This is a genomic window from Thermococcus coalescens (assembly GCF_055392585.1).
Genome location: NZ_AP043764.1, coordinates 1,195,230 through 1,220,138, shown reverse-complemented (window position 1 = coordinate 1,220,138; position 24,909 = coordinate 1,195,230). Strand labels below are relative to the sequence as shown.

At 56.6% G+C, this 24,909-nt stretch carries 33 protein-coding genes; 11 read left to right on the top strand and 22 right to left on the bottom strand.

The genetic code is table 11. The features are described from left to right. Positions 1-86 precede the first annotated feature (86 nt). A complete protein-coding gene (locus ACZ5M3_RS06735; protein ID WP_464838931.1) occupies positions 87-674 on the bottom strand; it encodes an endonuclease dU in 588 nt (195 codons plus the stop codon). Next, positions 671-982 carry a divalent-cation tolerance protein CutA gene (cutA, locus tag ACZ5M3_RS06730; RefSeq protein ID WP_464838930.1) on the bottom strand — a complete coding sequence of 104 codons (312 nt, stop codon included), beginning with the start codon at positions 980-982 and terminating at the stop codon, positions 671-673. The genes ACZ5M3_RS06735 and cutA overlap by 4 nt, the downstream gene beginning before the upstream one ends. A gap of 72 nt (positions 983-1,054) precedes the next feature. On the opposite strand from cutA, the gene ACZ5M3_RS06725 reads away from it, so the two are divergent. Then, positions 1,055-1,330: an acylphosphatase gene (locus ACZ5M3_RS06725; RefSeq protein WP_464838929.1), complete on the top strand. Its 276-nt coding sequence runs from the start codon at positions 1,055-1,057 to the stop codon at positions 1,328-1,330. Here the strand turns inward: ACZ5M3_RS06725 and ACZ5M3_RS06720 are convergent. After that, entirely contained in the window at positions 1,320-1,913 is a 594-nt protein-coding gene (locus ACZ5M3_RS06720; RefSeq protein WP_464838928.1) for a regulator of amino acid metabolism, contains ACT domain protein, read from the bottom strand. The two genes, ACZ5M3_RS06725 and ACZ5M3_RS06720, sit on opposite strands and share 11 nt — an antisense overlap. Positions 1,914-2,032: 119 nt before the next feature. Here ACZ5M3_RS06720 and ACZ5M3_RS06715 point away from each other — a divergent pair, with 119 nt between their 5' ends. After that, positions 2,033-2,923, top strand: coding sequence for an ADP-dependent ribose-1-phosphate kinase (locus ACZ5M3_RS06715; RefSeq protein WP_464838927.1), 891 nt, complete (start codon positions 2,033-2,035; stop codon positions 2,921-2,923). Here the strand turns inward: ACZ5M3_RS06715 and ACZ5M3_RS06710 are convergent. From ACZ5M3_RS06710 to ACZ5M3_RS06700, 3 genes are read right to left on the bottom strand one after another with little or no spacing between them, the layout of a single operon-like run. Continuing rightward, a complete protein-coding gene (locus ACZ5M3_RS06710) occupies positions 2,910-3,728 on the bottom strand; it encodes an ABC transporter permease (RefSeq protein WP_464838926.1) in 819 nt (272 codons plus the stop codon). The genes ACZ5M3_RS06715 and ACZ5M3_RS06710 overlap by 14 nt on opposite strands. Then, the gene (locus ACZ5M3_RS06705) at positions 3,715-4,515 is read right to left on the bottom strand and encodes an ABC transporter permease (protein WP_464838925.1); all 801 of its coding nucleotides are present in this window, start codon (positions 4,513-4,515) and stop codon (positions 3,715-3,717) included. The genes ACZ5M3_RS06710 and ACZ5M3_RS06705 overlap by 14 nt, the downstream gene beginning before the upstream one ends. Next, on the bottom strand, positions 4,512-5,486 hold the full coding sequence (locus ACZ5M3_RS06700) for an ABC transporter ATP-binding protein (RefSeq protein WP_464838924.1): 975 nt from the start codon (positions 5,484-5,486) through the stop codon (positions 4,512-4,514). Before ACZ5M3_RS06700 ends, ACZ5M3_RS06705 begins: the two co-directional genes overlap by 4 nt. 166 nt (positions 5,487-5,652) lie before the next feature. Here ACZ5M3_RS06700 and ACZ5M3_RS06695 point away from each other — a divergent pair, with 166 nt between their 5' ends. The 3 genes from ACZ5M3_RS06695 (at position 5,653) to ACZ5M3_RS06685 (ending at position 7,394) form a co-directional block, all read left to right on the top strand. Then, positions 5,653-5,940: a hypothetical protein gene (locus ACZ5M3_RS06695; RefSeq protein ID WP_297092804.1), complete on the top strand. Its 288-nt coding sequence runs from the start codon at positions 5,653-5,655 to the stop codon at positions 5,938-5,940. Positions 5,941-6,081: 141 nt separating this feature from the next. Next, positions 6,082-6,615, top strand: a complete 534-nt coding sequence (gene tfe, locus ACZ5M3_RS06690; protein ID WP_464840792.1) for a transcription factor E — start codon at positions 6,082-6,084, stop codon at positions 6,613-6,615. A gap of 44 nt (positions 6,616-6,659) precedes the next feature. Continuing rightward, the gene (locus ACZ5M3_RS06685) at positions 6,660-7,394 is read left to right on the top strand and encodes a DUF2110 family protein (RefSeq protein WP_464838923.1); all 735 of its coding nucleotides are present in this window, start codon (positions 6,660-6,662) and stop codon (positions 7,392-7,394) included. Here the strand turns inward: ACZ5M3_RS06685 and ACZ5M3_RS06680 are convergent. From ACZ5M3_RS06680 to ACZ5M3_RS06640, 9 genes are all read right to left on the bottom strand, one after another. Then, positions 7,378-8,826 carry a hypothetical protein gene (locus tag ACZ5M3_RS06680; protein ID WP_464838922.1) on the bottom strand — a complete coding sequence of 483 codons (1,449 nt, stop codon included), beginning with the start codon at positions 8,824-8,826 and terminating at the stop codon, positions 7,378-7,380. The genes ACZ5M3_RS06685 and ACZ5M3_RS06680 overlap by 17 nt on opposite strands. Positions 8,827-8,877: 51 nt before the next feature. Beyond that, positions 8,878-9,774, bottom strand: a complete 897-nt coding sequence (locus ACZ5M3_RS06675) for an Mrp/NBP35 family ATP-binding protein (RefSeq protein ID WP_464838921.1) — start codon at positions 9,772-9,774, stop codon at positions 8,878-8,880. 121 nt (positions 9,775-9,895) lie between these two features. After that, on the bottom strand, positions 9,896-10,891 hold the full coding sequence (porB, locus tag ACZ5M3_RS06670) for a pyruvate synthase subunit PorB (RefSeq protein WP_464838920.1): 996 nt from the start codon (positions 10,889-10,891) through the stop codon (positions 9,896-9,898). A gap of 10 nt (positions 10,892-10,901) precedes the next feature. Beyond that, positions 10,902-12,086: a pyruvate synthase subunit PorA gene (porA, locus tag ACZ5M3_RS06665; RefSeq protein WP_464838919.1), complete on the bottom strand. Its 1,185-nt coding sequence runs from the start codon at positions 12,084-12,086 to the stop codon at positions 10,902-10,904. Positions 12,087-12,097: 11 nt separating this feature from the next. Next, entirely contained in the window at positions 12,098-12,415 is a 318-nt protein-coding gene (gene porD / locus ACZ5M3_RS06660; protein ID WP_297092940.1) for a pyruvate synthase subunit PorD, read from the bottom strand. A gap of 66 nt (positions 12,416-12,481) precedes the next feature. Continuing rightward, entirely contained in the window at positions 12,482-13,417 is a 936-nt protein-coding gene (locus ACZ5M3_RS06655; protein WP_464838918.1) for a 3-methyl-2-oxobutanoate dehydrogenase subunit beta, read from the bottom strand. 5 nt (positions 13,418-13,422) lie between these two features. Beyond that, on the bottom strand, positions 13,423-14,613 hold the full coding sequence (gene porA / locus ACZ5M3_RS06650; protein WP_464838917.1) for a pyruvate ferredoxin oxidoreductase: 1,191 nt from the start codon (positions 14,611-14,613) through the stop codon (positions 13,423-13,425). A 1-nt stretch (position 14,614) separates the two neighbouring features. Beyond that, positions 14,615-14,932 carry a 3-methyl-2-oxobutanoate dehydrogenase subunit delta gene (locus ACZ5M3_RS06645; RefSeq protein WP_464838916.1) on the bottom strand — a complete coding sequence of 106 codons (318 nt, stop codon included), beginning with the start codon at positions 14,930-14,932 and terminating at the stop codon, positions 14,615-14,617. A 38-nt stretch (positions 14,933-14,970) separates the two neighbouring features. Beyond that, the gene (locus tag ACZ5M3_RS06640) at positions 14,971-15,528 is read right to left on the bottom strand and encodes a pyruvate/ketoisovalerate ferredoxin oxidoreductase subunit gamma (protein WP_464840791.1); all 558 of its coding nucleotides are present in this window, start codon (positions 15,526-15,528) and stop codon (positions 14,971-14,973) included. 230 nt (positions 15,529-15,758) lie between these two features. Between ACZ5M3_RS06640 and ACZ5M3_RS06635 the strand changes: the two genes are divergently transcribed. After that, positions 15,759-16,721 carry an anion permease gene (locus tag ACZ5M3_RS06635; RefSeq protein WP_464838915.1) on the top strand — a complete coding sequence of 321 codons (963 nt, stop codon included), beginning with the start codon at positions 15,759-15,761 and terminating at the stop codon, positions 16,719-16,721. Between the two features lie 2 nt (positions 16,722-16,723). On the opposite strand, the gene ACZ5M3_RS06630 is transcribed toward ACZ5M3_RS06635, so the two are convergent. The 3 genes from ACZ5M3_RS06630 to hflX are packed head-to-tail and all read right to left on the bottom strand — an operon-like array spanning position 16,724 to position 19,022. Further along, a complete protein-coding gene (locus ACZ5M3_RS06630; RefSeq protein ID WP_464838914.1) occupies positions 16,724-17,518 on the bottom strand; it encodes a hypothetical protein in 795 nt (264 codons plus the stop codon). Positions 17,519-17,527: 9 nt separating this feature from the next. Beyond that, entirely contained in the window at positions 17,528-17,689 is a 162-nt protein-coding gene (locus tag ACZ5M3_RS06625) for a hypothetical protein (protein ID WP_464838913.1), read from the bottom strand. Positions 17,690-17,735: 46 nt separating this feature from the next. Beyond that, positions 17,736-19,022, bottom strand: coding sequence for a GTPase HflX (hflX, locus tag ACZ5M3_RS06620; RefSeq protein ID WP_464838912.1), 1,287 nt, complete (start codon positions 19,020-19,022; stop codon positions 17,736-17,738). 97 nt (positions 19,023-19,119) lie between these two features. Here hflX and ACZ5M3_RS06615 point away from each other — a divergent pair, with 97 nt between their 5' ends. After that, positions 19,120-19,488 carry a carboxymuconolactone decarboxylase family protein gene (locus ACZ5M3_RS06615; RefSeq protein WP_464838911.1) on the top strand — a complete coding sequence of 123 codons (369 nt, stop codon included), beginning with the start codon at positions 19,120-19,122 and terminating at the stop codon, positions 19,486-19,488. A gap of 12 nt (positions 19,489-19,500) precedes the next feature. Here ACZ5M3_RS06615 and ACZ5M3_RS06610 read toward each other — a convergent pair whose 3' ends face one another. Then, the gene (locus ACZ5M3_RS06610; protein WP_464840790.1) at positions 19,501-19,833 is read right to left on the bottom strand and encodes a nascent polypeptide-associated complex protein; all 333 of its coding nucleotides are present in this window, start codon (positions 19,831-19,833) and stop codon (positions 19,501-19,503) included. An 88-nt stretch (positions 19,834-19,921) separates the two neighbouring features. Here ACZ5M3_RS06610 and ACZ5M3_RS06605 point away from each other — a divergent pair, with 88 nt between their 5' ends. Next, positions 19,922-20,101, top strand: a complete 180-nt coding sequence (locus ACZ5M3_RS06605; protein ID WP_464838910.1) for a hypothetical protein — start codon at positions 19,922-19,924, stop codon at positions 20,099-20,101. Here ACZ5M3_RS06605 and ACZ5M3_RS06600 read toward each other — a convergent pair. From ACZ5M3_RS06600 to ACZ5M3_RS06590, 3 genes are read right to left on the bottom strand one after another with little or no spacing between them, the layout of a single operon-like run. Then, positions 20,098-21,132: a tetratricopeptide repeat protein gene (locus ACZ5M3_RS06600; protein WP_464838909.1), complete on the bottom strand. Its 1,035-nt coding sequence runs from the start codon at positions 21,130-21,132 to the stop codon at positions 20,098-20,100. The genes ACZ5M3_RS06605 and ACZ5M3_RS06600 overlap by 4 nt on opposite strands. After that, entirely contained in the window at positions 21,108-21,644 is a 537-nt protein-coding gene (gene otg, locus ACZ5M3_RS06595) for a methylated-DNA--protein-cysteine methyltransferase (RefSeq protein ID WP_464838908.1), read from the bottom strand. Before otg ends, ACZ5M3_RS06600 begins: the two co-directional genes overlap by 25 nt. Further along, positions 21,631-22,347: an RNA methyltransferase gene (locus ACZ5M3_RS06590; RefSeq protein ID WP_464838907.1), complete on the bottom strand. Its 717-nt coding sequence runs from the start codon at positions 22,345-22,347 to the stop codon at positions 21,631-21,633. The genes otg and ACZ5M3_RS06590 overlap by 14 nt, the downstream gene beginning before the upstream one ends. Positions 22,348-22,392: 45 nt before the next feature. Here ACZ5M3_RS06590 and ACZ5M3_RS06585 point away from each other — a divergent pair, with 45 nt between their 5' ends. Genes ACZ5M3_RS06585 through ACZ5M3_RS06575 form a run of 3 tightly spaced genes read left to right on the top strand, consistent with a single transcriptional unit; the run spans position 22,393 to position 24,903 of the window. Continuing rightward, the gene (locus tag ACZ5M3_RS06585; protein ID WP_464838906.1) at positions 22,393-23,292 is read left to right on the top strand and encodes a 2-dehydropantoate 2-reductase; all 900 of its coding nucleotides are present in this window, start codon (positions 22,393-22,395) and stop codon (positions 23,290-23,292) included. Positions 23,293-23,327: 35 nt separating this feature from the next. Beyond that, the gene (locus tag ACZ5M3_RS06580) at positions 23,328-23,975 is read left to right on the top strand and encodes a TIGR00153 family protein (RefSeq protein WP_464838905.1); all 648 of its coding nucleotides are present in this window, start codon (positions 23,328-23,330) and stop codon (positions 23,973-23,975) included. Between the two features lie 13 nt (positions 23,976-23,988). After that, positions 23,989-24,903 (top strand): hydroxyacid dehydrogenase, encoded by a 915-nt coding sequence (locus ACZ5M3_RS06575; protein ID WP_464840789.1) that lies wholly within the window; start codon positions 23,989-23,991, stop codon positions 24,901-24,903. Positions 24,904-24,909: the final 6 nt, after the last annotated feature.

Below are 24,909 nucleotides of genomic sequence, written 5' to 3'. Positions count from 1 at the left end.
ACTGGAACGGCTTCCACATCAAGATTCGGTAGCTACCCTGTTGCCATCATCGGCCGTTTCTCTCTTTCTTCGGCTCTCTTATAAACTTACTCCCGGGTGCTTTCTCCACTCATAACGGCGCTCGCTATCATGTGTGCCAGCCTGAGGGGCTCCGGGACGAGCCCGGTTCGGGTCGTGACCCTGACGACTTCGGAGGCTTTGTTTCCCTCGATTCCCACCGCTTGGATGTAGAGCCTCTCCGGGATGAGCTCCAGGAGGGGAGGCGCTTTTCTAAGGAGGTTTATTCTCTCCTCGGCATCACTGAAGTGCTTTCTCAGCGCCCTTTCCATCGCCCCCATGTCCGGCCTCTTCCTGATAACGACTACCACCGGCAGACCCGTCTCCCCGTGGAGTCTCTTCAGGTCAACGACGTTGAAACCCGCGTAGGTTATCCCCTTGAGGAGAATCAGCCTCAGATCTTTGAACCTGGAGGAGTTGACGGCGTCTATCATTGCGTCGGTGGCGTCATTTCCATCAACGGTTATCCAGCGCGAGAGGACTCCCACGACTTCCTGAGAGCCTTTCATGACAACTCCTACTAGAATGGTCTTCTCCCCTCTGAGTTTGGAAGAAAAAGAGAACGTCCCATCGTCAAACCCTACGACGCGGATCTGGGGCTTGACCTTCCTTATCATGTCAGCACCTTCTCAAGCCACTCCGCGTATTCACCGTTCACCTTGTCGACCTCGATGCGGGCTATTATTGGAACGGTGTAGGGGTGCATCTCCTTTATGGCCTCCCTCAACCCCTTCCACTTCTCGACGCTCGTCTTGAGTATGGCGCCGACCTCGGTGTCCTCCTCAATCTTCCCCTGCCACCAGTAGAACGCCCTGTGCTCCCTGAGGTTGGCGCAGGCGATGAGCTTTTTCTCAAGCAGGGCCTTCACTATCCTTTCGGCGCTCTCCCAGTCCGGGAAGGTCGTGTAGACGAATATCATCTCCATGTCCCCCACCCGGTTCTGAACTCGATGGATAAGCTTAAATCGGTTGTGGGGGTATCATCAACGGGATGAGGTATGGAGCGGGTGAGGGCTCACCTTAGAATCTACGGACGCGTTCAGGGGGTTGGCTTCAGGTGGAGCATGCAGAGGGAGGCGAGAAAGCTCGGTCTCAGCGGCTGGGTAAGGAACCTGCCCGATGGAACCGTCGAGGCCGTTATTGAAGGTGACCCCGAAAGGGTGGAAGCGCTCATCGGCTGGGCGCACCAGGGCCCGATGCTCGCCCGGGTAACGAGGGTGGATATAAAATGGGAAGAACCTGAGGGGCTGGAAGGCTTTAAAGTCACGGGGTAGCCTCAAACCTCTCGATAAGAACCCTCTTTGGGCAGTATTTGACCTCGCAGTAGTTGCAGACGAACCTCTCCTTATCCTTCTCGGGCGTGTGGAGGATGAGCTTCCTGAACCCCTCCATCTCCTTGATGCGCATGAAGACATCGACGGGCAGGGTTCCGTCTATCACTATGTAGAGCTTCGTGGGCTCTTCGCGGAGGTTTCTGCTGAACACCTCCATTACCGAAACGCCGTTGTTCGAGAGCAGGGCGAGAACCTCGGAAAAGCCCCTAAGGTAGCCCTCTTTGTCCAGCTCTATCTCCAGAACCTCCCACCCCATCAGGGGGGCGACCTCTATCAGGCTCGGCAGGGGATTGAGCCTCTCAAAGATGAGCTTGAGGGGATAGGTCTTCTCAATGTATTCTATGGTGTGATAGACTATCTTCCTGTTGACCCCTATGACCCTGGCGAGCTCGCTTATGGGAACCTCCACGTTCCGAAGGTATATCTTGCCGTTCTTTACGCTGAGGCCGTTTTCAAAGAGAAACTCGGCTACCTTCCTTCTGGCGGGGTAGTTCTTGAAGTAGGCCTCCAATACAAGCATCATTTTTGTTCACCTCTTACTCATATGTGGGTAGGAATGGATATTTAAATCTTTCCCCTCCCCGTTCTCCGCAAGATTATTAACGAAGTCTGGCGTATCCTCTCACTCAGGGGGTGAGGCCTGTGGTCAGATTCGATGTGGTGGGAATTGGGAATCTAAACTACGACATCATAATGCTACTGGAGCGTTTCCCCGAGTTCCACGAGAAGGTCAACGCCAAAGAAGCTTTCTTCGGTCTGGGCGGCGCAGCCGCAAACACGATAAGCTGGCTGGCCACCTTTGGATTGAAGACGGGCTATATAGGTGCCGTTGGTCGGGATGAGATAGGTGAGGCTCACCTGGCATACTTCAAAAAGCTCGGTGTGGACACCGGCGGCATAAAGGTCGTCGACGTTCCCTCCGGTGTGGCCGTGGCGATGATACGCGGTGAGGACAAGAGGATAGTGAAGTACCCAGGTGCCAACCGGATGAAAGAGGTGGATTTCGAGTACCTCTCCCTGACGAGGCACGTTCACCTCTCCTCGAACCCTCCGGAGACCATAGTTGAGGTCGTGAACTTCGCGAGCGAGAGCGGCATAACGGTCTCCCTCGACATAGGGGAGGCGGAGCTTCCCCCCGAGGTTGAGAGAAAGGTGGACTACCTGATGATGAACGAAGACGAGTACAGGCGGAAGTTCGGTTCTCTAGACCTCTCGCTCTCGAAGGCAAGGAACCTCGTGGTGACCCTCAACGGCGGGGGGGCGCTGGTGAGGGACGAGTATGGAAACGTGCACGAGGTGAGGGGGCTGAGTGCCGAGGTCGTGGACTCAACTGGTGCGGGGGATTCCTTCGACGCGGGCGTAATCTACGGGGTTCTCAACGGCTGGTCGCTGGAGGAAGCCGCAAGGCTGGGCATGGTGCTGGCGTACCTCACCGTCCAGAAGGTCGGAGCGAGGAGTGCCGTGGTTCCACTTGAGAGGGTCATACAGGTTGCTGAGGAGACGGGCATCGAGTTGCCCTTCAGTAGGCCTTGAGGCCGATGATTCTCGCCTGTTTTTCACTCCATTTATACGTCAGGTAGCCGAGAAGGCCGTATGCTACCGAGAGAACCGAGAGGTAGGCTATCTCCCCCGCCGCCGCCCCGTAACCGTGGGCAACGACACTCCTCACGGCCTCGGTTGTGGGTGCGTAGGGGAGTATTCTGGCCAAGAACTGCAGCCCGCCGGGGAGTATTGAGATGGGGTACATTGCACCGCTCAGTGCGAACACCAGCATCTCAAGTATGCTTATGAAAGGTCCTGGATCCCTCAGGTAGAGCACTATTCCCGCGGCGGTCATCCCCATCCCCACCATCCCGACGGCCCCTATCAGGAGCACAGGGATGGCCCTTGAGAACGTCATGATGTCGAAGTTCAGCCCGAACATGAGTACGAAAAGGGGAACGTAAACCGCCATGTACGCGAATGAGAGGAGGAGTCTCGTGAGGACGTTGCCGAGGAAGAAGGTTATCCTCCTCATTGGAGCGGCGAACGAGTACTCCAGGGTTCCGGCGTAGAGCTCGTCGACAACGCTCCAGACGAAACCGCTGAGAAAGGTCAGCCCGAAGCCAAGAACCATGAATCCCAGGACGGCAAAGGTCACGTAGTCTGAGTAGCCGGTCAGCTCGCGGAGGGCCTCAGAGTTCCGCTCCCCGGTGAGGCCTATCCCTATGAGAAGTGCCTGTCCAACGAAGAAGAAGCCAAGGGCTATGTCGCTGATGAACCAGAGCTTGTAGCCGAGGAAGATGCGCCAGCTTTTAACGGCCACCCCCCAGAGGGCCCTGAGCTCAGTAACCACCATACCCGATCACCCTCGTCGTTCTCTCTGCCCACCGGAAGAGCAGGTAGCCAACGGCCCAGTAAGCGGGTATCAGGAACAAGAGCCACGCCACGGAGCTTCCAACGGCGGGGTATCCTTCCCCCGCAAAGAGCGCCCTGACGATTCGTGCTGAATGGGTCAGCGGGAACAGGTTGGAGAGCGCCTGAACGGGCGCTGGCATGACGGTGAGGGGGAAGAAGACTCCGGACAGGAACAGCATTGCGAACTCGAATATCTGGGCGAATGGCCCTATGTTCTTGAGGAGCATTACAAGACCGGCGAAGACAAAGCCGAAGCCCAAAAACGCCAGAAGTGACGCCGCTATGGCAGGTAGGGACTTCAGGACGATGACCGCGGTTATGGGGATGTTGAAGATTACCACACCCATTACAAAGACTATCGCCATGAGGACGGAGTCCATGAGGAGCCAGCTCAGCGAGAGCCCGAAGAGCAGGCTGATGAGCCTCGCCGGGGACAGGACGTTGGTCTCAAAGGTCCCCCTCTGGAGCTCCCTCCTGACGCCCCAGACGTAGGCCTCCATCGGCGAAACCGAGACCCACCAGAGGACGTAGCCTATGAGGGCGTAGGTGGGGTAGTCCCCCATTCCGGTGGAGGCCTCAAGCAGTGCCGAGTACCTGCCCCCGAGAACTGCCTGCCCAAAGTAAACGAACTGGAGGAGGAAGACTATGCCCACGAGGATCGAGCTTATGACTCTCAGGGGGTAGCGGAAGAACATCCGGAACTCTTTCTCCACAACGGCCAGTATCAATCCCTCAGCCCCCTCCCGGTGAGCTTGATGAAGACGTCCTCAAGGGTTGGCTCCATTTTCTCGACCGACAGCACCTTAGCGCCCCGTTTTACGAGCCATTCCACGAGCCGGGGCAGGTCTTCCTCGTCAACCTGGGCCCTGAGCCTCACGGTTCCGGTTGAGGTGTCCTCCTCCACCACGGCCATGCTGAAGGGGCTCTCTCCGAGGCTCTTGGGGTTCAGCTCCCTTACCCTGATCTCGACGGCTTCCTCGTCCTTAATGAGCCTCTTCAGACCCGCGGGGGTGTCCATGGCTATTATCCTCCCATGGTCGATGATCGCTATCCTGTCGCACAGCTCCTCCGCTTCGGCCATGTAGTGGGTCGTGAGAAGAACCGTTTTGCCCTCCTCCTTCACGAGCCTCTTCACGAACTCTCTCACGAATATCGCACTCTGTACGTCGAGGCCCAGGGTGGGCTCGTCCAGAAAGAGTACCTCCGGGTCGTTTATGAGAGCTTTTGTTATGGCCAGGCGCTGCTTCATACCCTGGGAAAAGTTCATCACCAGGTCGTTCCTCCTCTCCCAGAGGCCCACCAGTTTGAGGAGACGTTCTATCCTTTCCTTTTCCTCCCTCTTTGGGACGTAGTATATCCTGGCGAAGTACTTGAGGTTCTCATAGGCGGACAGGCGCCAATAGAGGGTTCTCTCGCCCTCTGCCACGAGGTTTATCCTCCTCCTGATTTCCCTGGTGTCCCTCCGTATGTCCAGCCCCAGAACCCTTGCAGTCCCTCCGCTGGGCTCCAGAAGGGTCGTCAGCATCTTTATCGTGGTGGTCTTCCCCGCACCGTTGGGTCCGAGGAGCCCGAAGAGCTCCCCCCTCTTGACTTTGAAGCTGACGCCCCTTACGGCCTCCACCCACTTCACCTTTCTGAAAGGAAGGGGGATCTTCTTTGGATAGCTTTTTTTAAGCCCCTCGGCCTCTATCGTCCACATAACACAGCCCCTATCGAGTTTGTGAACTTCAATAAAAATCTTGTCTCATAACGTTTAAATAATGGCCGACATCATTTTATCTAAGGGTCCTTTAGGAAACCCTTAAAAATCCGCACCCTAAAAGCTTTAGGGAGACCAAAAAGTCTTTGGGCTGGAGGTGGAGCACTTGGAAATCATAATCGACAACTTTAAGCCGAAAATCACCCGCCCCTTCAAGAGGAAAAACGAGTACTGGGTCAAGCTTATTCTGTCGGATGGTGAGGAGTACATAATGAAGTTTAAGACCCCTCTTGAGGCTGAGGACGCGATATACGGCATGCTTGATGACCTTCAGGTCTACGGTGGTAAGGTGAAGCTGCGTCTTAGGGAGGGCAACGTCATCGAGGACATAGAGGTTTTAGAGCTCTACAAGCCATCCGCAAAGGAGCTCCTCAACGAGTACTTCACCGATTAGTCCATCCAACGTTCTTTTCTGTTCACTGGCGTTGGAAATATGACAAAAACCTATATATACTCCAGCTCACATAGTTTGCTATTGGACAGTATTTATGCGCTAAAAGTCAGTCCCGTTAAATATTCTCTGGAGGTCGTGATTGTGGCAAGGAGGAGGAACAAGGAGCTCCTTGAGCTTGCAATGGACATGGGCGGGGAAGAGGCCGTTGAGGTAATCAAGGCTCTTGAAAAGAAGAAGGAATCCACCGACGAGGAGCTCGCCGAGATAACCGGCATCAGAGTCAACACCGTCAGAAAGGTTCTCTACATGCTCTACGACCAGGGTTTGGCGGAGTTCAAGCGCATAAGGGACAAGGAAACCGGCTGGTATTACTACTACTGGCGCCTTGAGACCAAGCGCCTCCCGGAGATTATCCGGGCAAAGAAGATGGCCGAGCTGAAGAAGCTCAAGGAGATGCTCGATGAAGAGACCAGCGAGATCTACTACCACTGCGGCACGCCGGGACACCCTAAACTGACCTTCGACGAGGCCATGGAGTATGAGTTCCAGTGCCCGATATGCGGTGCCATGCTCATGCAGTACGACAACACCGCCGTCGTCGAGGAGCTTAAGAGACGCATAGAGGAGCTTGAGATAGAACTCGGCCTCAGGAAGAAGCCCAGAAAGAAGAAGTGAGAATGTTTGAATGGCCGTTTGAATGAACTTCGGGGATGGTGAGTATGCAGGAAGTAGTTATTCTTGAGAAGGTTTACGGGGACAGGAGTGGTTTTCTCAAGCTTGATAGGAAGCTGAAAGCCCTCCTTGGAGACCTGGAAGTTGAATGGAAGCTCTCGGCGGTGAAAAAGAACTGGGTCAGGGTTTCCCTGAGCGGTGAGGACGAGGAGATAAGTGCGAACCTCGTCCGTGAGGAGTTTGGGGAAGTCCCCTACAGGCTGAGCGCCGTTAAGGAGGGGGAAACCTATCGGGGCAGGTTCGTTGACCTGGGTAAGGTCGGCTACGGTGCCTACGTGGACATCGGAATATTCACCCCCAGGCCGAAGGACGCCCTGCTACCCCTCTACTACCTGAAGGAGACCTTCGGTGACGTCCCGGTTAGGCAGATGATACGGGACTTCGGCTGGGTGGACAACCTTCCCGTTGAGGTCGTTGTGACCGATGTTGAATTCGGTGCCAGAGAGGTCGAGCTGGTCTTCAGCGACGCCCAGCTGAGGCGCATAAAGGGCTGGATAAGCGACGGCTACGACAAGCTATTCATCACTGGAACGGTAAGCGAGAACGTGGAGAAGGCGCTAATCCGCACTGGCCACGGAAGGGATGTGAGGCGCATAGAAGAGCTGGGCCTTATGGAGACCCTCCTCATACTCAAAAAGGGCACTCAAGCGCCGGGGATAATAAAGGAGATCGGCCCACACCTTCCGGGAACCCTCATCGGTGCGATCAAGTTCCGGGAGTGAAGCCGTAGATCAGCCTGATGGTGAGTGCCGCCAGCAGGATGAAGCAGTACGGGAACATCGGGGGCACGAAGAGGGCTATCGGCAGATACACCACCGTCATCAGTGACAGAAAAGCCGTCTGTCCTTTCATCTTTATTCTTCTCCTGCCCTTTACGGCCGCATAGGCCATTGCGGTTAGTGCAAGGGAGCTGTTAAAGAGGAACCTTTCGAGGTACCTCCATCCGTTGGGGTCTATGCTCCTGGGTATTCCCGGGGGCAGGCCGAACTGCGTGTACATCAGGAAGACTCCGATGCCGGTTATCATCAGGTATGCATAGTTCCGGAGGTGTCTCTTCGGGAACGTCAGGACGAAGATTATTGGGATGAGAACCAGATACGGGTTTGTTGCTATCGCCAGGAGCGTGAAGATCGAGAGGACAAAAGTCTGGAGCAGTGCCTTCCACCTCTCCGGGGAGAACGTCACGTTGCTTATTATTGCGAGGGTTATTGTCAGGGCGGCCAGGCCGAGGGCGCTGCCGTTGATGAGGTACAGGTTCTCCCTGAACATTGGAGAAACAAAGATGAGTCCAAATATCATAAAGCCGAGCTCACGAGCCCGCTTGGGGGCGAGGTAGAACGAGAAGGAGACTATGAGCAGAATGAGGATCCAGTGGATGAACACTATGTTCTCCTCTATCGGGGGTATAACCCTGAACATGGCCCCCATTACCGCGCTCAGCGGTGAGTTTGGCGAGCCCCCCGCGGCGAACTTCAGTCCCTGCAGGAGATGGCGCAGGAACCCCTCGGTCAGGACGGGTCTTTTGGCGGTGAGGTACCAGAGGCCGAAGAGGGAAGAGGCGAGGAGATAAAAGCTCCCGGCGTGGCTGTTATCACGGCTCAGGCAGATGAGGAAGATTATGAATATCAGGATGGAGATGGAAGAAAACGCCACCCCCGAGTTCCTTGGTGGATTCCAGAGCTCTCCGAAGGCCCTTTCCGTCATATAGATGTTGTCCTCGGAGCCGGTTATGAGAACCGTGCCATTGAGGACGATGATAGAGGGGAGAAGGGAGGCGTTTTCGGGAAGGCCTGTTTGATTCCACACCTTCGCCATTATGAGGTTGTTGCGGACGTTGCCGACGAGAACAACGGTATCATTGCCGTGTGGCTTTATCGTGTGGAGCCTCTCATCGATGTAATACGCCCAGCCCTTTGCCCAGCTTTCGTCGCCGGCAACGACCGTGTACGATGAGTTTGAGTCGAGAAACGCCTGAAACGCACTCTGACTGGGATAATAGCTTAACACTTCGGCGGAAACTAGTGGAAGGGCGGCGATGAGGATGAACGCGATTAGAACGAGGGCCCGTTTCATGCTCTCCCTCCCGATGAGATAGAGAGAAGTGGTTAAAAAGTTAATGTAGCCCGGCCCAGCGCGGCCCCATCGCTTCGGCACTTGCCGGCCTGAGCCGCGCCCGTTTAAAATATTGGGGAAGATTTAAAAGGTTCATTCCTCTTCGGAGCTCTCTTCGCCCTTCATCCCTTCGAGCTTCGTGACAAGCTTCTCCACTATCTCCATGAAGGCCTTCGCCGCCACGGTGTCCTCGTAGAGGACTATCGGGATCCCGGCATCGCTCGCTTCCCTGGCCTTGAGGTCTATCGGTATCTCGCCCAGGAAGTCAACACCCTCCTTCTCGGCGAGCTTTTTGCCCCCTCCCTTGCCGAAGAGGTCTATCTCGCTGCCGCAGTGCGGACAGATGAGGTAGCTCATGTTCTCCACAACGGCGATGTAGGGGACTTCCATCTTCTTCATCATGTTTACTGCCTTTCCTGTGTCAAGCAGAGCGACCTCCTGGGGGGTGGTGACTATTATAGCCGCGTCGAGCTTTACCGTCTGGGTGACGGTGAGTATCTGGTCGCCGGTTCCGGGCGGGAAGTCGATTATCATGAAGTCAAGTTCGCCCCACTTTACGTCGCCGAGGAGCTGTTTTATCGCCTTTGTAACGAGAGAGCCGCGCCAGATTATCGGCTGGTCTTCCGGAACCAAAAAGCCCATGCTCATGACCTTTATGGGCGTTGTCTGTCCGAGGAAGTCGTTCATCGGCGGTATCATCTCGAACCTTCCGTCTTCGAGCTTCTCCGCGAGCACTTCCTCCTTATCGACTCCCAGCATCTTGGCGACGTTCGGGCCGTGTATGTCGGCGTCGAGTATCCCGACAAAGTAGCCCTTCTTCGCCAGCGCCGTTGCCAGATTGACGGCGACGGTGCTCTTTCCGACGCCTCCCTTGCCGCTCAGGACGGCTATCTTGTACTTCCACTTCTCCTGTTTCTCGTTTATCCTCTGTGTGAGCGGATCAGCGCCGAGTCCGGCTATGTTGAGTGTTGGGGGAGTCTTTATCGTCATTTTCAACCACCTCTGGGTTAGGTTGGCCTAAGTGCTTAAAAGCTTTGCCTCAAAATATGGCACTCCTGGACAAATCTGTGTAAAAATTTTCAAAAGAAAGCACAAGAGAAAGGGGAAGAAATCACTCCTCCGGCTTCGGGAGGGTGACTTCAACGCCGAGAACCTTCCACATCGCCTTGATCTGCTCGCGGAGCTGGTCAATTGCCTCTGGCTGCTTGAAGAGGTGCTTGAACCTGCCCTGGAGCTTGAGGTACTCCTCGATGGGCTTCTTGAACTCGATGGCTACAACGCGGCCTCCCTCGCGCTTGACCTTTGCCCCTCCTCCGGGAGCCTGTATCTTGATGTTGTGGAAGTCGCCGTTCTCTATCTCGAAGAGCGGCCAGACACCGGTCTCGATGGCGAGTCTTGTTATTTCAATGCTCTTCTCCGGCGGGGCGCGCCAGCCCGGAACACAGGTACACTGGACCTGGATGAACGCCGGACCGTCGATCTTGGCGGCCTTCTTCATCTTCCTGATGTAGTCGTAGGGGTTGGCCACGCTGGCGGTGGCGACATAGGGTATCTGGTGTGCCGCCGCGATGAGGGCGACCCACTTCTTGGGCTTGTCCTCACCGATGGAGTACTTTCCGGGCGGAGAAGTCGTAGTCCAGGCTCCGTAGGGGGTCGAGGAGCTCCTCTGTATTCCGGTGTTCATGTAGGCCTCGTTGTCGTACATGAGGTAAACCACGTTGTGCCAGCGCTCCAGCATACCGCTCAGGGCCTGCATACCGATGTCTGCGGTACCGCCGTCACCGCCTATTGCCAGTATCTTGCCTTTCCTTCCGAGCTTCTTCCAGGCGGCCTCGACACCGCTTGCAGCGGCTGCCGCGTTCTCAAAAGCCACGTGAACCCACGGGGCCTTCCAGGCGGTGTACGGGAAGACGGCTGAAACGACCTCCATACATCCGGTGGCCTGGGCTATGGCGAAGGCGTTTGGATCACCGTACTTCTCCTCCATGGCCTCGCTAAAGGCCTTGGTGGCAAGCCTGAGGGCAGCGGCACAGCCGCAACCGGCACAGGCGGCGTGACCGGGTGCCCAGTACTCGCGAGTGGTAATCGGGGGCTTTCTAACGGCCATCTTCCTCACCTCACAGTATCTCCTTCCTCAGTCCTATCCAGTTGACTTCTTCAAACTCCTCTCCGGCAAGGGCCTTCTTGGATATGCTGAGAACCTCGTCGAGGTCCTTGAAGGTGACGTCCCTTCCTCCAAGGCCGAGGATGAAGTCAACGATCTTGGGCTTGTCCTCAACGTTCACGAGGGCCCTGCTGAAGTCCTGGAAGAGGGCTCCGCCGACGCTGAATGTGATGTTCTTCTCAAGGAGGGCGAGAACCTTCGCCTTCTTGGCAAGCTCCCTGACCTCCTCGGTCGGGAACGGCCTGTAGACTGTGAGCTTGGCGACTCCAACCTTGACGCCCTTCTCGCGGAGCATGTCAACGTACTCCTTGACGGTTCCGGCGAGCGAACCCATGGTGACGAAGATTATCTCCGCGTCCTCGGTGCGGTACTCCTCTATCTTCTGGTACTTTCTACCGAACTTCTTCTCGAACTCGGCGAAGACCTCGTCGATGACCTTCTTGGCGTTCTCGTTGGCCTCCCAGACGGTGTAGCGAGCCTCCATGTAGTGGGCCGGGAAGGCGAGGGTACCCTGTGTGATCGGCCTGCTCGGGTCGAGGTAGGCGTGCTTCGGAACGTACTCTCCGAGGAACTCGTCGACGAGCTCCTGGTCGGGTATCTCGACCGGCTCGACCGTGTGGGTGAGGATGAACGCGTCGAAGCCGACCATGGCCGGGAGAAGAACCCTCTCGTCCTCGGCGACCTTGAAGGCTATCAGTATGAGGTCGAGTGCCTCCTGGTTGTTTTCGGCGTAGAACTGCATCCAGCCGGTGTCGCGCTCGCTGATGGTGTCCTGCCAGTCGTTCCAGATGTTGATCGGGGCGCTGAGTGAGCGGTTTCCAACCGCTATAACTATCGGGAGTCTCATTCCTGCGGCGATGAAGAGTATCTCGTGCATAAGGGCAAGACCCTGGGAAGCGGTCGCGGTGAAGGTTCTGACTCCTGCCGCTGAGGCACCGACACAGGCTGAGATGGCGGAGTGCTCGCTCTCGACCTTTATGAACTCCGCGTCAAGTTCACCGTCGGCGACGAACTCACTGATCTTCTCGGGAACCAGGGTTGACGGTGTAATTGGGAACGCCGCTATGACCTTAGGCTTGGCCAGCTTGGCCGCCCAGGCGGCGGCTTCGTTAGCCTTCATAACCTTCCTAATCGGCATCTTTCACCACCTCACTTGCTCTCCCTAACCATCACGATAGCCTCAACGGGGCACTCGTTTGCACAGATGCCGCAGCCCTTACAGTAGTCGTAGTCGAAAACCGGGTAGTTCTCCTCATCGAGGTAGATAGCCGGCTCCGGGCAGTAGATGTAGCAGAGGTAGCACCTAACGCACTTGTCCCTGTTGAACTCCGGCATGAAAACACGCCAGGAACCCGTCTTGTTCACGACGCTGCTCCCCGGAATTACGGCTATGGCCCCGGGGGTCATCTTTTCGCTATACTCCTTCTGAACCCTCTCAATCTCGGCCTTAAACGGACTCTCGGCCATGCGTATCACCTCGGGTGAATTATCAGATTGGAACTTAAACCTTGCGAGGGATTAAAGATGGAAAGCTCAGCCGAAGACCTCGGCGAGCTTCTTGAGCTTCTCCCATTCGTGGAGAACCCACTGCTGGAGCACCTCAATGTCCTCCCTGGTCATGTACTTGAACCTGCCCTGGTACTTGAGGAACTCCTCGATGGGCTTGGGCTCCTTCTTGGTCGACGGCATGTTGATCTTGTACCTGCCGTTCTCGTACTCGAAGAGCGGGAAGTAGGCGGTCTGGACGGCGAGCCTTGCAAGTTCGATGCTCTTGTCGGTCGGTGAGCGCCAGCCGGTCGGGCACGGGGCAAAGAGCTGTATGAAGCTCGGTCCCGGCGTCTTCTGAGCCTTCTTGAGCTTCCTCATGAAGTCCTCTGGGTAGGCAACGCTGGCGGTCGCGGCGTAGGGAACGTTGTGGGCTATGACGATGTCGATGACCTTCTTCTTCTGCCTCCTCTCAAGGAAGTGCTTCTTTCCACCGGGGGTGTTGGTCGTCCAGGCTCCGTAGGGGGTCGAGGAGCTCCTCTGTATTCCGGTGTTCATGTAGGCCTCGTTGTCGTACATGATGTAGACCGCGTCGTGGCCCCTCTCAAGGAAGCCCGACAGTGCCTGAAGGCCTATGTCCGCGGTACCACCGTCACCGGCCCAGCCGACTACCATTATCCCGTCCTCGCCCTTGACCTTAAAGCCCCTCGCCTTGAGGGCCGCCTCGATACCGCCTATGACGGCGCCGGTGGTCTCGAAGGCGGTGTGGAAGAGGTTCGCCTCGAGGGCGGTGTAGGGCCATGGGCCGGCGATGATGGTGGAACAGCAGGCCGGGATGGCGAAGATGGTCTTCCTTCCGTAAGCCTTAAGGACGTAGCGAAGTCCGAGGGAAGCGGCACAGCCCTGACAGGCCGTGTGACCGGCGTAAAAGTGCTCCTCGGCGGGGATGCTCAACCTCTTTTTAACGTTCTCGGGAATCTCCATCGTTCTCACCTCTTAAGGTGGTACCAGTCCACCTCTACATCAAGCTCTCCCTTCTCGATGATGGCCTTCATGTTCTCGGCTATCTTCCTGACGTCGCTGACGGTGAAGTCCCTTCCTCCAAGACCGACGATGTAGTTCTTCATGAGCGGCTTTGCCTTGGTGTTGTAGAGCGCTCCCTTGGCCTCGGTGAAGAGTATGCCCTCCATACCGAAGGAGTAGTTCCTGTCGAGAACGGCAATGCCCTCAACGTTCTTGGCGAGCTCGTAGAGCTCCTCCTTCGGGAAGGGCCTGAACCAGCGCACCTTAGCAGCTCCAACCCTGTAGCCCTCCTCGCGGAGAACGTCAACGGCCTGCTTGACTGTTCCCATGAGTGAACCCATACCCATGAAGATGAAGTCGGCATCCTCCGTCCTGTACAGCTCGATCATCTGGCTGTAGTCCCTTCCAAAGCGCTCACCGAACTCCTTACCGACCTCGTGGATGGCATCCTTGGCCTCCTCCATGGCCCTCTGTATCTTGTAGCGGAACTCGTAGTAATCCGCTGGGGTTCCGAGGGCGCCTATTGAGAAGGGCTTCTCGAAGTCCGTGAGGTTGTAGAGCGGCTCCCTCGGCGGGAGGAACTCGTCAACGAGCTCCTGTGGAATCATCTCAACTACGTCGTAGGTGTGGCTCAGTATGAACGCGCTCTCGACAACCATCGCCGGAAGGTTGACGGTCTCGGCTATCTTGAACGCCATCAGCACGCCGTCGTAGACCTCCTGGTTGTTCTCGGCGTAGAACTGCATCCAGCCGGTGTCCCTCTGGGCGAGGCTGTCGGTCTGGTCGTCCCAGACGCTCCACGGGGGAGCCATGGCACGGTTAACGTCAACCATCACAACAGGAAGCCTTGCGCCGCTGGCCCAGTGGAGCATCTCGTGCATCAGAGCCAGACCCTGGGCGGAGGTGGCGGTGAAGGTCCTCGCTCCGGCCGCGCTCGCGCCTATACAGGCGGCCATAGCGGAGTGCTCGCTCTCAACGGGGACGTACTCAAGGTTCTCGACTTCACCGTTGGCTATGAACTCGGCTATCTTCTCGATGATGCTCGTCTGGGGAGTGATCGGATAGGCCGCGACGACCTGGACGCGGGCGTGCTTGACGGCGTATGCGGCGGCGTAGTTGCCGCTCACAACCTTCCTAATTGGTTTGTACTCCGCCATCTCACTTCTCCTCCTTCTCCATTGTTATTGCCTTGGTCGGGCACTCGTTCGCACAGATGCCGCAGCCCTTACAGTAGTCGTAGTCCACACCAACGTAGCCGTCCTCGCGGATGAATATGGCCGGCTCCGGGCAGAACTTCCAGCAGATGTAGCACTTGACGCACTTGCTGTCGTCAATGACCGGTATGAAGGTCCTCCAGTCGCCGGTGAAGTTGGAGAGGGTCGTACCCAACGTTACGGGGGCTTCCGGATACTCGTCCACGGATTTGAGGACGATTTTGGTTGCCCCTTCTTTCTTTTCACCAAACAACGTGTTCACGCTTTTCACCCCTTTGAAGGATTATGAAGGAAAGAGAATCAGAGCTCGTAGAGGACGGTCTTGTTGAAAGCTTCCTCTGCGGCCTTGGCGTTCTTCTCGCCAAGTGCCCCTGAGAAGACGTCCTGGATGGCCTTCTGGACGTGCTCCAGCGTAACGACACCGGTGGCCTTGGCAACGGCGCCGAGGATTGCGGTGTTGGTGATGGGCAGGCCAAGAACGTCGAGGGCTATGGTCGTCGCGTCCACCAGGGCCAGCTTGGCCGGCTTCTTCTTGAGCTTGGCAAGAACCTCGTCCTTGCTCTTCTCGGTGTTGACGATGACTATCCCGTCATCCTTGAGACCCGCGGTAACGTCAACGGTGTCAAGAAGGCTCGGGTCAAGAACAACGACGATATCGGGCTCGTAGATCTGGGTCTTTATCCTTATCGGCTTCTCGTCGATCCTGGTGAATGCCGTGACCGGCGCTCCACGCCTCTCAACGCCGAAGAACGGGAACGCCTGGACGTACTTGCCCTCAAGGAAAGCAGCTGAGGCTAGTATGTTGGCGGCAGTAACTGCGCCCTGTCCACCTCTACCGTGAAAACGGATCTCTATCATCATTCCTGCCTCCTTAAGTTTGTCAAACTTTATTCATCCAATGCATTTATTTAAGTTTCGGTATTGGCTTAACCGCCCTTCGGCAGCTGTCTTTGGGTATGCATGAACGTTGTCAGTCGTCAATGGCTTAATTGGGGCATCATTTCTCGAAAAAAGTTCGCCCCCTTTTGGCAAAATTTTTTTAACTTCCCTCCTCAATGGGGAATATATAGACTATATAGGTGGTCTCCATGGACGGCCTGGCGGTGGCGGCGATAGCGGTGGCGTTCTACATTGCATGGAACATAGGTTCTAACGATTCGGCCAACGCCATGGGCACGGCCGTCGGCGCGGGGATACTCAGCTTCCGCCAGGCCACCCTCACGATAGCGGTATTTGTTCTGATGGGGGCCTACCTGAGGGGTTACAAAGTCATGAAGACCGTGGGGAAGGGCATAGTCCCCGAGGGCTACCTCACGATGGAGATGGCGGTTATAGCGCTCTTGGCTGCGGGCGTTTGGGTGACGATAGCGACTGTTAGGGGGCTTCCAGTTTCCACCACCCAGGCAATAGTCGGGGGAGTTATAGGGGTCGGACTCGCCACCCACGCCCCCGTGAACTGGTACACGCTCGTCAAAATAGCCGCCGCCTGGGTGATCTCCCCGATACTCTCCGGAATCCTGGCGATGTTGCTCTTCAGATTTTATTCGTGGGTTATCTCTAGAATCAAAAGCGTCTCGACGATTGAAGCCCTATACAAGGCCCTCGCCATTCTCGGGGGCTCCTATATGGCCTTCAACTTCGGGACGAACGAGGTTGCCAACGCCTCGGGCCCCCTGGTGGGCGCAGGTTTTATGGAGCCGAAGGTCGCGGGCATCTTTGGGGCAATAGCCCTCTCGATGGGAGCACTCACCTTCAGCTACGCCGTGATGCACACCGTCGGAAAGAAGATAACGGCCCTGGGACCGATCTCTGCCTTCGCGGCCCAGTTCGGCTCGGCGATAGCGGTGAGCCTTGCCAACCTTATGGGTCTTCCAGTGAGTTCTAGCCAGTCCATAGTTGGGGGCGTCGTCGGCGTTGGAATACTGGCCGGGGAGGGGGTTGAGAGGTCCGTTATACGGGACATAATCTTCGGCTGGGTGGCGACGCCGCTTACCGCTATAGTGATTTCGCTGGCCATCTTCAAGGCGTTTGCGCTGGCCGGGCTTGTGTAGCATTAGTCCCCGTGTTCTTCGCATTCAACTTTTATCAGGCTCTTTCTCCAGAAAATACAGTGACCGTAGACATCCGCGTTCCCGGTCCATCCGGAGAGGCTGTAAATTACTTTTATCTTCTCATCGCCCACGATGAGGTGCACTCTAACTCCGAGCAAATGCTCCCCGGCGCTCGCCACGAAGACTTTTCTCGTCTCCCTCCCCCTCACGGCGTAGATGAACGCATCCCCACTGAACAGGCTCGCCCCTGCTACGTATAGCTCATTCCCGATAACCCTAACGTCCGTGATGTAGAACTTGTATTCGTCGGGGCAGAATCGGGACTTCTCTTCCCCGTTCGGGGGGTTCAGGAGGTAGACACATCCCCCTGGCTCGTACTCGTCCGAGAGCACGAGGACGATGCTGCCGTTTTGGTAGCCCCGGGGGAGGGCTGGAAGCCTCCGCTTCCACAGGACGCTCAGATTACAGTCCAGAAACGCCCCCTCACCTCCCCTTGACTCCCCGGGGTAGAACGTGTAAACCAGCACCCCATCTGGAGTGCGCATGTACTTCCCCATCGGCCCCTCAAGAGTCAGGTTAACCGTTTTATTTCCACCGCTGAGTGTGAAGTGGGTGAGGTACTCGGCACCTCCGGTGGTCTCAATGGAAATGCCCACAGGATTGGAACATGGGGGAGTCTCTTCTCCACGTGGCGTCGAATCCCCTCCGCTGGTGCGGGAGCTTTCCCTGTCGGGAACTGTGCCAGTGCCGGCCAAAATGAGGAGAAGGATAAGGACGAGGATGAGGGGCCCTTTCATGCCACCACCTCAGGGCGAGATTATCCGGCAGGCCTTAACCTCGTCGAGGATTCTAACATAGACAGCGTCACCATCGACCTTGACGTTTAGGGCAGAGTGCCTGGGGCCTGGCAGGAGAGGGGTCAAGAACGCGGCGAGGGCAGGCACACTGACTGTGGTCTTGAGCTCCACGTCCCTTCCCCGAATTGCTATCTCATGTTTTCCTGAAAAACCTTTCTTACTCGTTTTTAACCGGAAGTCTCTTTATCCCTACCCCGAGCCTCGTCAGCTCCTTTATCATCCCCATCTGGATGTATGCGTTTATCCTGGTCTCTTCCCCGTACTCAACGTCCAGAACCTCGCCGATGGCGTTTATCAGCGCCATAACCTGAGGCACCTTTTCAGGTTCGCCCACGGTTATCTCGAAGGCACCGTACTTGGGCAGTGTTAGTATGACCTCTTCGAGGGCGCTGTAAAGCTCATCCAGCTGACCGAGCTTTGCGGATATGGCCACCACGCGGGAGACGTTTACACCGCGCTCCTCGATTATCTCTCCTATCTTCCTTGCCTTATCTCTCACGTCCTCCTCTGTAGTCAGGTCCATCTTGTTGAGCACGACTATCATGGGCCTGTCGAGGGTCTTCAGCTCCCTGAGGACGTTAAGGGATGCCAGCAATTTCCTCCTTATCTCGCTCCAGGGCTCGCTGACGTCGAGGACGAGGAGTATTATGTCCGCCTTCACGATCTCCTCAAGCGTCGAGTGGAAGGCCTCGACTATGAAGGGCGGGAGTCCGTCTATGAAGCCGACCGTGTCCGTCAGGAGAACCCTCTTCCCTGAGAGCTTGAAGCGCCTGGTGGTGGTGTCCAGGGTTGTGAACATCTGGTTTTTCGCCTCTATGTTCTCCTTTGCGAGGGTGTTGAGGAGCGTTGACTTGCCGGCGTTCGTGTAGCCCGCCAGCGCCAGGAGTATGAACCCGACCTCCTCGCGGCGCTTCCTCTTTACAGCCCGGTCGGCCTTGACCTTCTCCAGCTCCCTTCTGATCCTGCCCATCCTGTACCTGATGTGCTTGAGGTACTGCTGGGTCTGGTACTCACCCATGCCCTTGAAACCGGCCCTGTCGCCGAGCTTTATCCTCCTTATGGCCTCCTTCACGAGAGGAACCTCGTACTGGAGAGATGCAAGTTCAACCTGAAGCTTGGCCTCCTTGGAGTGCGCCCTTCTCTCGAATATCTCAAGGACGAGCTGCCACTTATCGATGATTTCAACCCTCAACTCCTTCCAGAGGTTGTATGCCTGGCTCGGGGTTAGCTTGTTGGCAAACACAACCTTGTCCGGTTCGAGCTCCCGCACGAGCTCCTTCAGCTCCTCCAGCTTGCCCTTTCCGATGTTGTACTTGGGATGCTCCTCCCTGTTCTGCTCCAGAATGGCCACTACCTCGTAGCCGGCACTCCTCAGGAGCTCCTCAAACTCCTCGCGGCTTATCCTCTCCCGCCGCGATTTCCTTATGACGCCTATCGCCCTCATCATCACCGCCTACACGGTGGCCTTTATATCCTTTTGGCATAGTTTCCAACCTGCAGTTGGGGATACGCCTTTAAACCTAAAATGCGAGTTATTCACGGTGGTTCCCGTGGACTACGACGATGTTAACGTTAAACTTATGGAAATAAACGAGCTCCTTCAGAAGCTCGGCAGGCAACACCCCAAGGAGATGGCGGCCTTCTCGAGGTTCCTGAAAGAGGTCATTGAAACGAAAGCTCTAACGACGAGGGAGAAGGAGCTTATAGCTGTCGCCCTTGGCATAGCCCAGGGCTGTGAGTGGTGCATTACCCTCCACACTCAGAAGGCCCTTGAGGCCGGAGCGAAGCCTGAAGAGCTCATGGAAGCTGGCCTCGTTGCAGTGCTCATGGCCGGTGGCCCCGCTTTGATGCACCTGATTCCACTCACGAAGGCTATAGAGGCCTTCAGAAAAGAGCATGGGAGAGAGTAATCTTTTCCTTATTCACCCTTCTGTGAGCTTGAGTATCGCCTCTGCCAGGTCTCCCTTGGCTTCTTCCAGGGCCTTCTTTGCCGTGTCGTAGTCAACGCCAGTCTGCTCCATAACGAGCCTTATGTCCTCCTCAGGGATGCTCACCACGGTCCTGACCTCCTCGGGCCCGATTATCTGGTAGCTCTTCTCGCCCTGTGCGGTGATAACCGTAACCGCAGGTTCCCTTATGATTATCTCCTTGTTTTCGAGCCTAATTATCACTTCCTTAACGCCCTCAAGTTCCTCCATCTTGATGCCCATCTGGCGCATGAGCTTCCTCATCTGCCTGGGGTTCATTCCCATCATCGCTACCACCTGAGGAGAGTTCCACCCGGATTTTAAAAAGGTTGGCAAAGTTTTTTAGGAACTCCGCGAAGTTCCCCTCGGTGGGAGCATGTCCTACATCCCCCACGCGGTCCCCACTGATTTCCAAATTGTGTTTGGTTTTCTGGGTGTGGCCCTCCTACTCCTAGTGCTCTGGTTCTTCTTCGACTGGATGGAGAAGTACGCGGAGAAGAAGGAGGAAATCGAGAGGGAACTTGAGGAGCTGGAGGGAACTGGAAAGCTGTACTAGTTGGACTGCCCCCCCTCTCCCGGGAACTTCGAGGTCTCCTCGTTGGCCTTGATGATCTTCTGCCGGTACTCCTCGTACTTCTTCCTTGCCTCTTCTGCCTTCTCCCTCTCACCCAGATAGTCGTACGCCTCGGCGACGTGCTTCCACCACATCGGGTCTTCCTCGGCCTCCTTCAGGCAGTACTCAAGGAACTTCTGGTACGCTTCTCTGGCGAGCTCCTCCATCCCGAGCTTCCTCGCTATGTTCCCGACATCCTCCCAGAATACGCCCTCTTCCTGGGCCTCCTTGGTGTAGTACTCCAGTGCCTTCTCCCACGCCTCTCTGGCCTTTTCCCCGTTGTCCAGCTCCTCGTAGAGCTTGGCAACGTCCTCCCAGAACCAGGGCTCCTCTTCCGCGTAGCGCTCAAGGGCCTTTGCGGCCCTCTCCATGTTGCCGGCCTTCTTCCAGTACTCGTGGGCCTCCTTGAGGTAGTAGGTGTCCTTCTCCTTCTCGTAGAGTCCCTCATAGATTTCTGCCGCCCTCTCGTACTTCTCTGCCTTCTCATAGGCCCATGCCGCGCTCTCCATCCACCCGAGCTTCTCGTACATCTCAGCGGCCTTCAGGTAGTTGCCTGCCTTCTCGTACTTTCTGGCCGCCGCCTTGTACTTGCCCATCCTTTCGAGCTTCTCCGCCGAGCGGAAGCGGTCGGCCAGGCTTAAGTCAGGTTCGCTGATATACCAGATGCCGAAGGCGACTATCGCGATGAAGAAGACTATTATACCAGCAACGACGTTCAGCTTCTGCCACGTGGCGCTCAGGTAGAGGCCGTAGCCGCTTATGGCGGTGAAGACTGCCAGTACTGTCCCGTACTTCCAGCTCTCCGCGTAGAACGTCAGTCCAGTGAAGAAGAGAAGCATGAGCGTGACTCCAAGGAAGCCGAGAGTGAGAACAACCTGGAGCAGCAGCTTCCAGCCGCCGTACCAGACTATACCCGCTGCTACTGCTATAAGAACCGCCAAAAATCCTATCAGGTACGCCTTGAGCCTGTCCATTCTTTCACCCCCTCAATTTCGAGCAGGAACACCTTTTCCTCAAGTCTCGGAGTGTAGTAACCGATGCCATCGTGGGCAACTACCCTGTGACAGGGGACGACTATCGGATACGGGTTTCTCCTCATGGTACCACCGATGGCCCTTGGTGAGGTCTTGAGAGCCTCAGCAAGGCTACCGTAGGTTATAACGCTCCCTCTTTTAACGTTTTTCGTGAGCCATTCGTAAACCCGTCTCTCAAAGGGTGTAACACCCTTGAAGGACAGCATCGAAAGGAGCTCCTCGTTCTCAAGCCCTCCGGTGATCACCTCCCGCACCAGCGACGGATATTCGCTCTCCCTCCTCGCCGCGTCAACGATAACGCCCCGCCTTTCCAGAAAACCCGCGAGGCGTTTTACGTTGTCATCAAACTGCCCGCTATCCAGGGAAAACGTTATCCCCTGGATTCTCTCGTCGAAGAAGACCCCTATCCAAACCTCTCTTCCGGCTATCTCAAAGCTGTCAACGCTCAGCATCCCCGCATTCCTCCAGCTTCATCACGGCCCTCCTCAGGGGCCCAATGAGGGTGTGGACCTCCCTCCCGTAAAGAAGAGACCTCCCAACGAAGCGCCGGAACACCCTTGCGAAAACCTCCCTTCTCTCAGGGTCTTTGGGATAGTCCAGTGCGTCGAGGAGCCTCTCCCAGGCATTTACCAGCTCCTCCTTCTCCCTCCTCGTGGCGGGCTCAAGGGAGCGGGCTTTTGCCTCCGGCCTCTCCTTTGCCAGCTCGTAGAGGATAACCGCAACCGCCTGGGCGAGGTTCATGACGGGATACGCCTCGCCGGTTGGAATGGTCACGGTAAAGTCGAGCCTCTCCAGCTCCTCGTTTTTCAGGCCGATGCTCTCCCTGCCGAAGAACAGGCCGACCCTTCCTGGGTAGCCCCGTATGGTTTCCCTGAGCTCCCAGGGCATCAGCGGCGCCCTCTCAGGGATGTAGCTCTTTCCGGGCTTTCCGGTCGTTCCAACGGTGAGGTCGAAGAGCTCCAGCGCCTCCTCAAAGCTCCCCACCACCAGCGCTCCTTCGAGAACATCCGCCGCGTGGACGGCGTAGCTGTAGCTCTCCCCGGTGATGTTTGGATTGACGAGGACTAACTTTGAGAACCCGAAGTTCTTCATCGTCCTGGCGACCATCCCTATGTTCGCTGGCCCCTCCGGCTCAACGAGCACTACCGAGATCATCGGTAAGGCTTTAAGGATGGGGCTTTAAACGCTTGCGGTGGTGGGATGAAGGTTTACGTACTTGGGGCCGGGAGCATAGGCTCGCTCTTTGGGGCCCTGCTTGCAAGGGCCGGCAACGACGTAACGCTCATCGGTAGGGAGGAGCAGGTGAGGGCCATAAAGGAGAAAGGGCTGCACGTTTCGGGCTTTGAGGAGTTCACGGTCCATCCGGAAGCGAGCCTCTACGCGCCCGATGAGCCTCCGGAGCTTTTGATACTTGCCACCAAGTCCTATTCGACAAAGACGGCGCTTGAGTGTGCGCGCAACTGCATAGGGCCCGAGACATGGATACTGAGCATCCAGAACGGTCTGGGCAACGAGGAGCTTGCACTGAAGGTCACTCCCAACGTCATGGGGGGGATAACCACGAACGGGGCGATGCTGGTCGAGTGGGGGCACGTGAAGTGGACTGGAAAGGGCATCACGGTCATCGGCAGGTATCCGGCGGGAAGCGACCCCTTCGTCGGAAGGGTGGCGCGGGTCTTCAACGATTCTGGCCTGGAAACCCACGTCACGGAAAACGTGGACGGCTGGAAGTGGGCGAAGACTATAGTGAACTCGGTCATCAACGGCCTGGGAACGGTTCTTGAGGTCAAGAACGGCTTCCTGAAGGAGGACCCTCACCTTGAGGCGATATCGATAGACATAGCCCGCGAGGGCTGCATCGTTGCCCAGCAGCTTGGCGTCCAGTTCGAGATGCATCCCCTGGAGCTCCTGTGGGACACCATTGAACGCACGAGGGAGAACTACAACTCCACCCTCCAGGACATAAGGCGGGGAAAGAGGACGGAGGTTGACTACATCCACGGAAAGATCGTTGAGTACGCGAGGAGTGTGGGCCTCGAAGCCCCGAGGAACGAGCTCCTCTGGGCACTCATCAAGGCGAAGGAGGGGCAAAGTAGATAAACCCCACCGTTTGAAGTTACTCCGGGGGAGGAAAGATGCCCATATTCGGGGGTAAGGAAAGCAACGTCTTTGAGGCGATTGAGAGGCATCTTGAAGTCGTTAAGGAGTCGCTGGTCGCTTTCAGGGAGCTTATGAACGCCTATCTTGACGGTGATCTGGAGAGGGCAAGGGCGTTTGAGAGGGAGGTCGACCAGCTGGAGAGCAAGGCAGATACTCTCAGAAGGAGCATAGAGACCATGCTCTACGAGGGTGCGTTCCTTCCGGCAAACAGGGGAGACTACGTGAGGCTGAGCGAGCTCATAGACCAGGTGGCCGATGCGGCAGAGAGCGCGGCGCACACGCTGATCCTTGCAAAGCCAAAGGCACCGGTTGAGCTTAAGGACGAGATCATGGAGCTGGTTGAGTCGGCGATCGAGAGCTATGCCCTCCTTGAGGAGGCCGTCAACGCCCTTAACTCCGATGTTGACAGGGCGATAGAGCTGGCGAAGGCCGTTGAGGACGCCGAGGAAAAGGCCGATGACGTCGAGTACGACGTCAAGGGTAAGGTTTTCGAGAGCGAGACCGTCACGACCTACGCCAAGCTCATCTGGAACCAGATACTGACGAAAATAGGCGACATAGCCGACAGGGCGGAGGATGCATCTGATCAGGTCATGCTTATGGCTATAAAAAGAAGGGGATGAGGTGATGAGCATGATGAAGGTTCTCGTTGCGGCGCCCCTGCACGAGAAGGCGATAGAGGTTTTGAAGAACGCCGGTTTTGAGGTTCTTTACGAGGAGTACCCCGATGAGGAGAGGCTCATCGAGCTCGTCGGGGATGTTGACGCTATAATCGTCAGGAGCAAGCCCAAGGTGACCCGAAAGGTCATCGAGGCGGCTCCAAAGCTAAAGGTCATCGGAAGGGCCGGCGTTGGCCTTGACAACATAGACCTTGAGGCAGCAAAAGAGAGGGGGATTAAGGTCGTCAACAGCCCCGGTGCTTCCAGCAGAAGCGTCGCGGAGCTCGTCCTTGCCCTGATGTTTAACGTCGCCAGGAAGGTGGCCTTCGCCGACAGGAAGATGAGGGAAGGAACCTGGGCCAAGAAGCAGTGCATGGGGATCGAACTTGAGGGTAAGACCCTCGGAATAGTTGGCTTTGGCAGGATAGGCTACCAGATAGCGAAGATAGCCAGGGCCCTCGGCATGAACATCCTCCTCTACGACCCCTACCCGAACGAGGAAAGGGCCAAGGAAGTCGGTGGAACGTTCGTCGACCTCGAGACCCTCCTGAGGGAGAGCGACGTCGTAACGCTCCACGTCCCGCTCATCGATGCAACCTACCACCTCATAAACGAGGAGAGGCTGAAGCTCATGAAGCCCACCGCCATACTCATCAACGCCGCCAGGGGAGCGGTCGTTGACACAAACGCCCTCGTAAAGGCCCTCCAGGAGGGCTGGATAGCCGGAGCCGGCCTCGACGTCTTCGAGGAGGAGCCCCTGCCGAAGGACCACCCGCTTACCAAACTCGACAACGTGGTTCTGACTCCCCACATCGGAGCCTCAACAGTCGAGGCCCAGATGAGGGCCGGCGTCCAGGTGGCGGAGCAGATAGTTGAGATTCTGAGGGGCTGAGCTTTT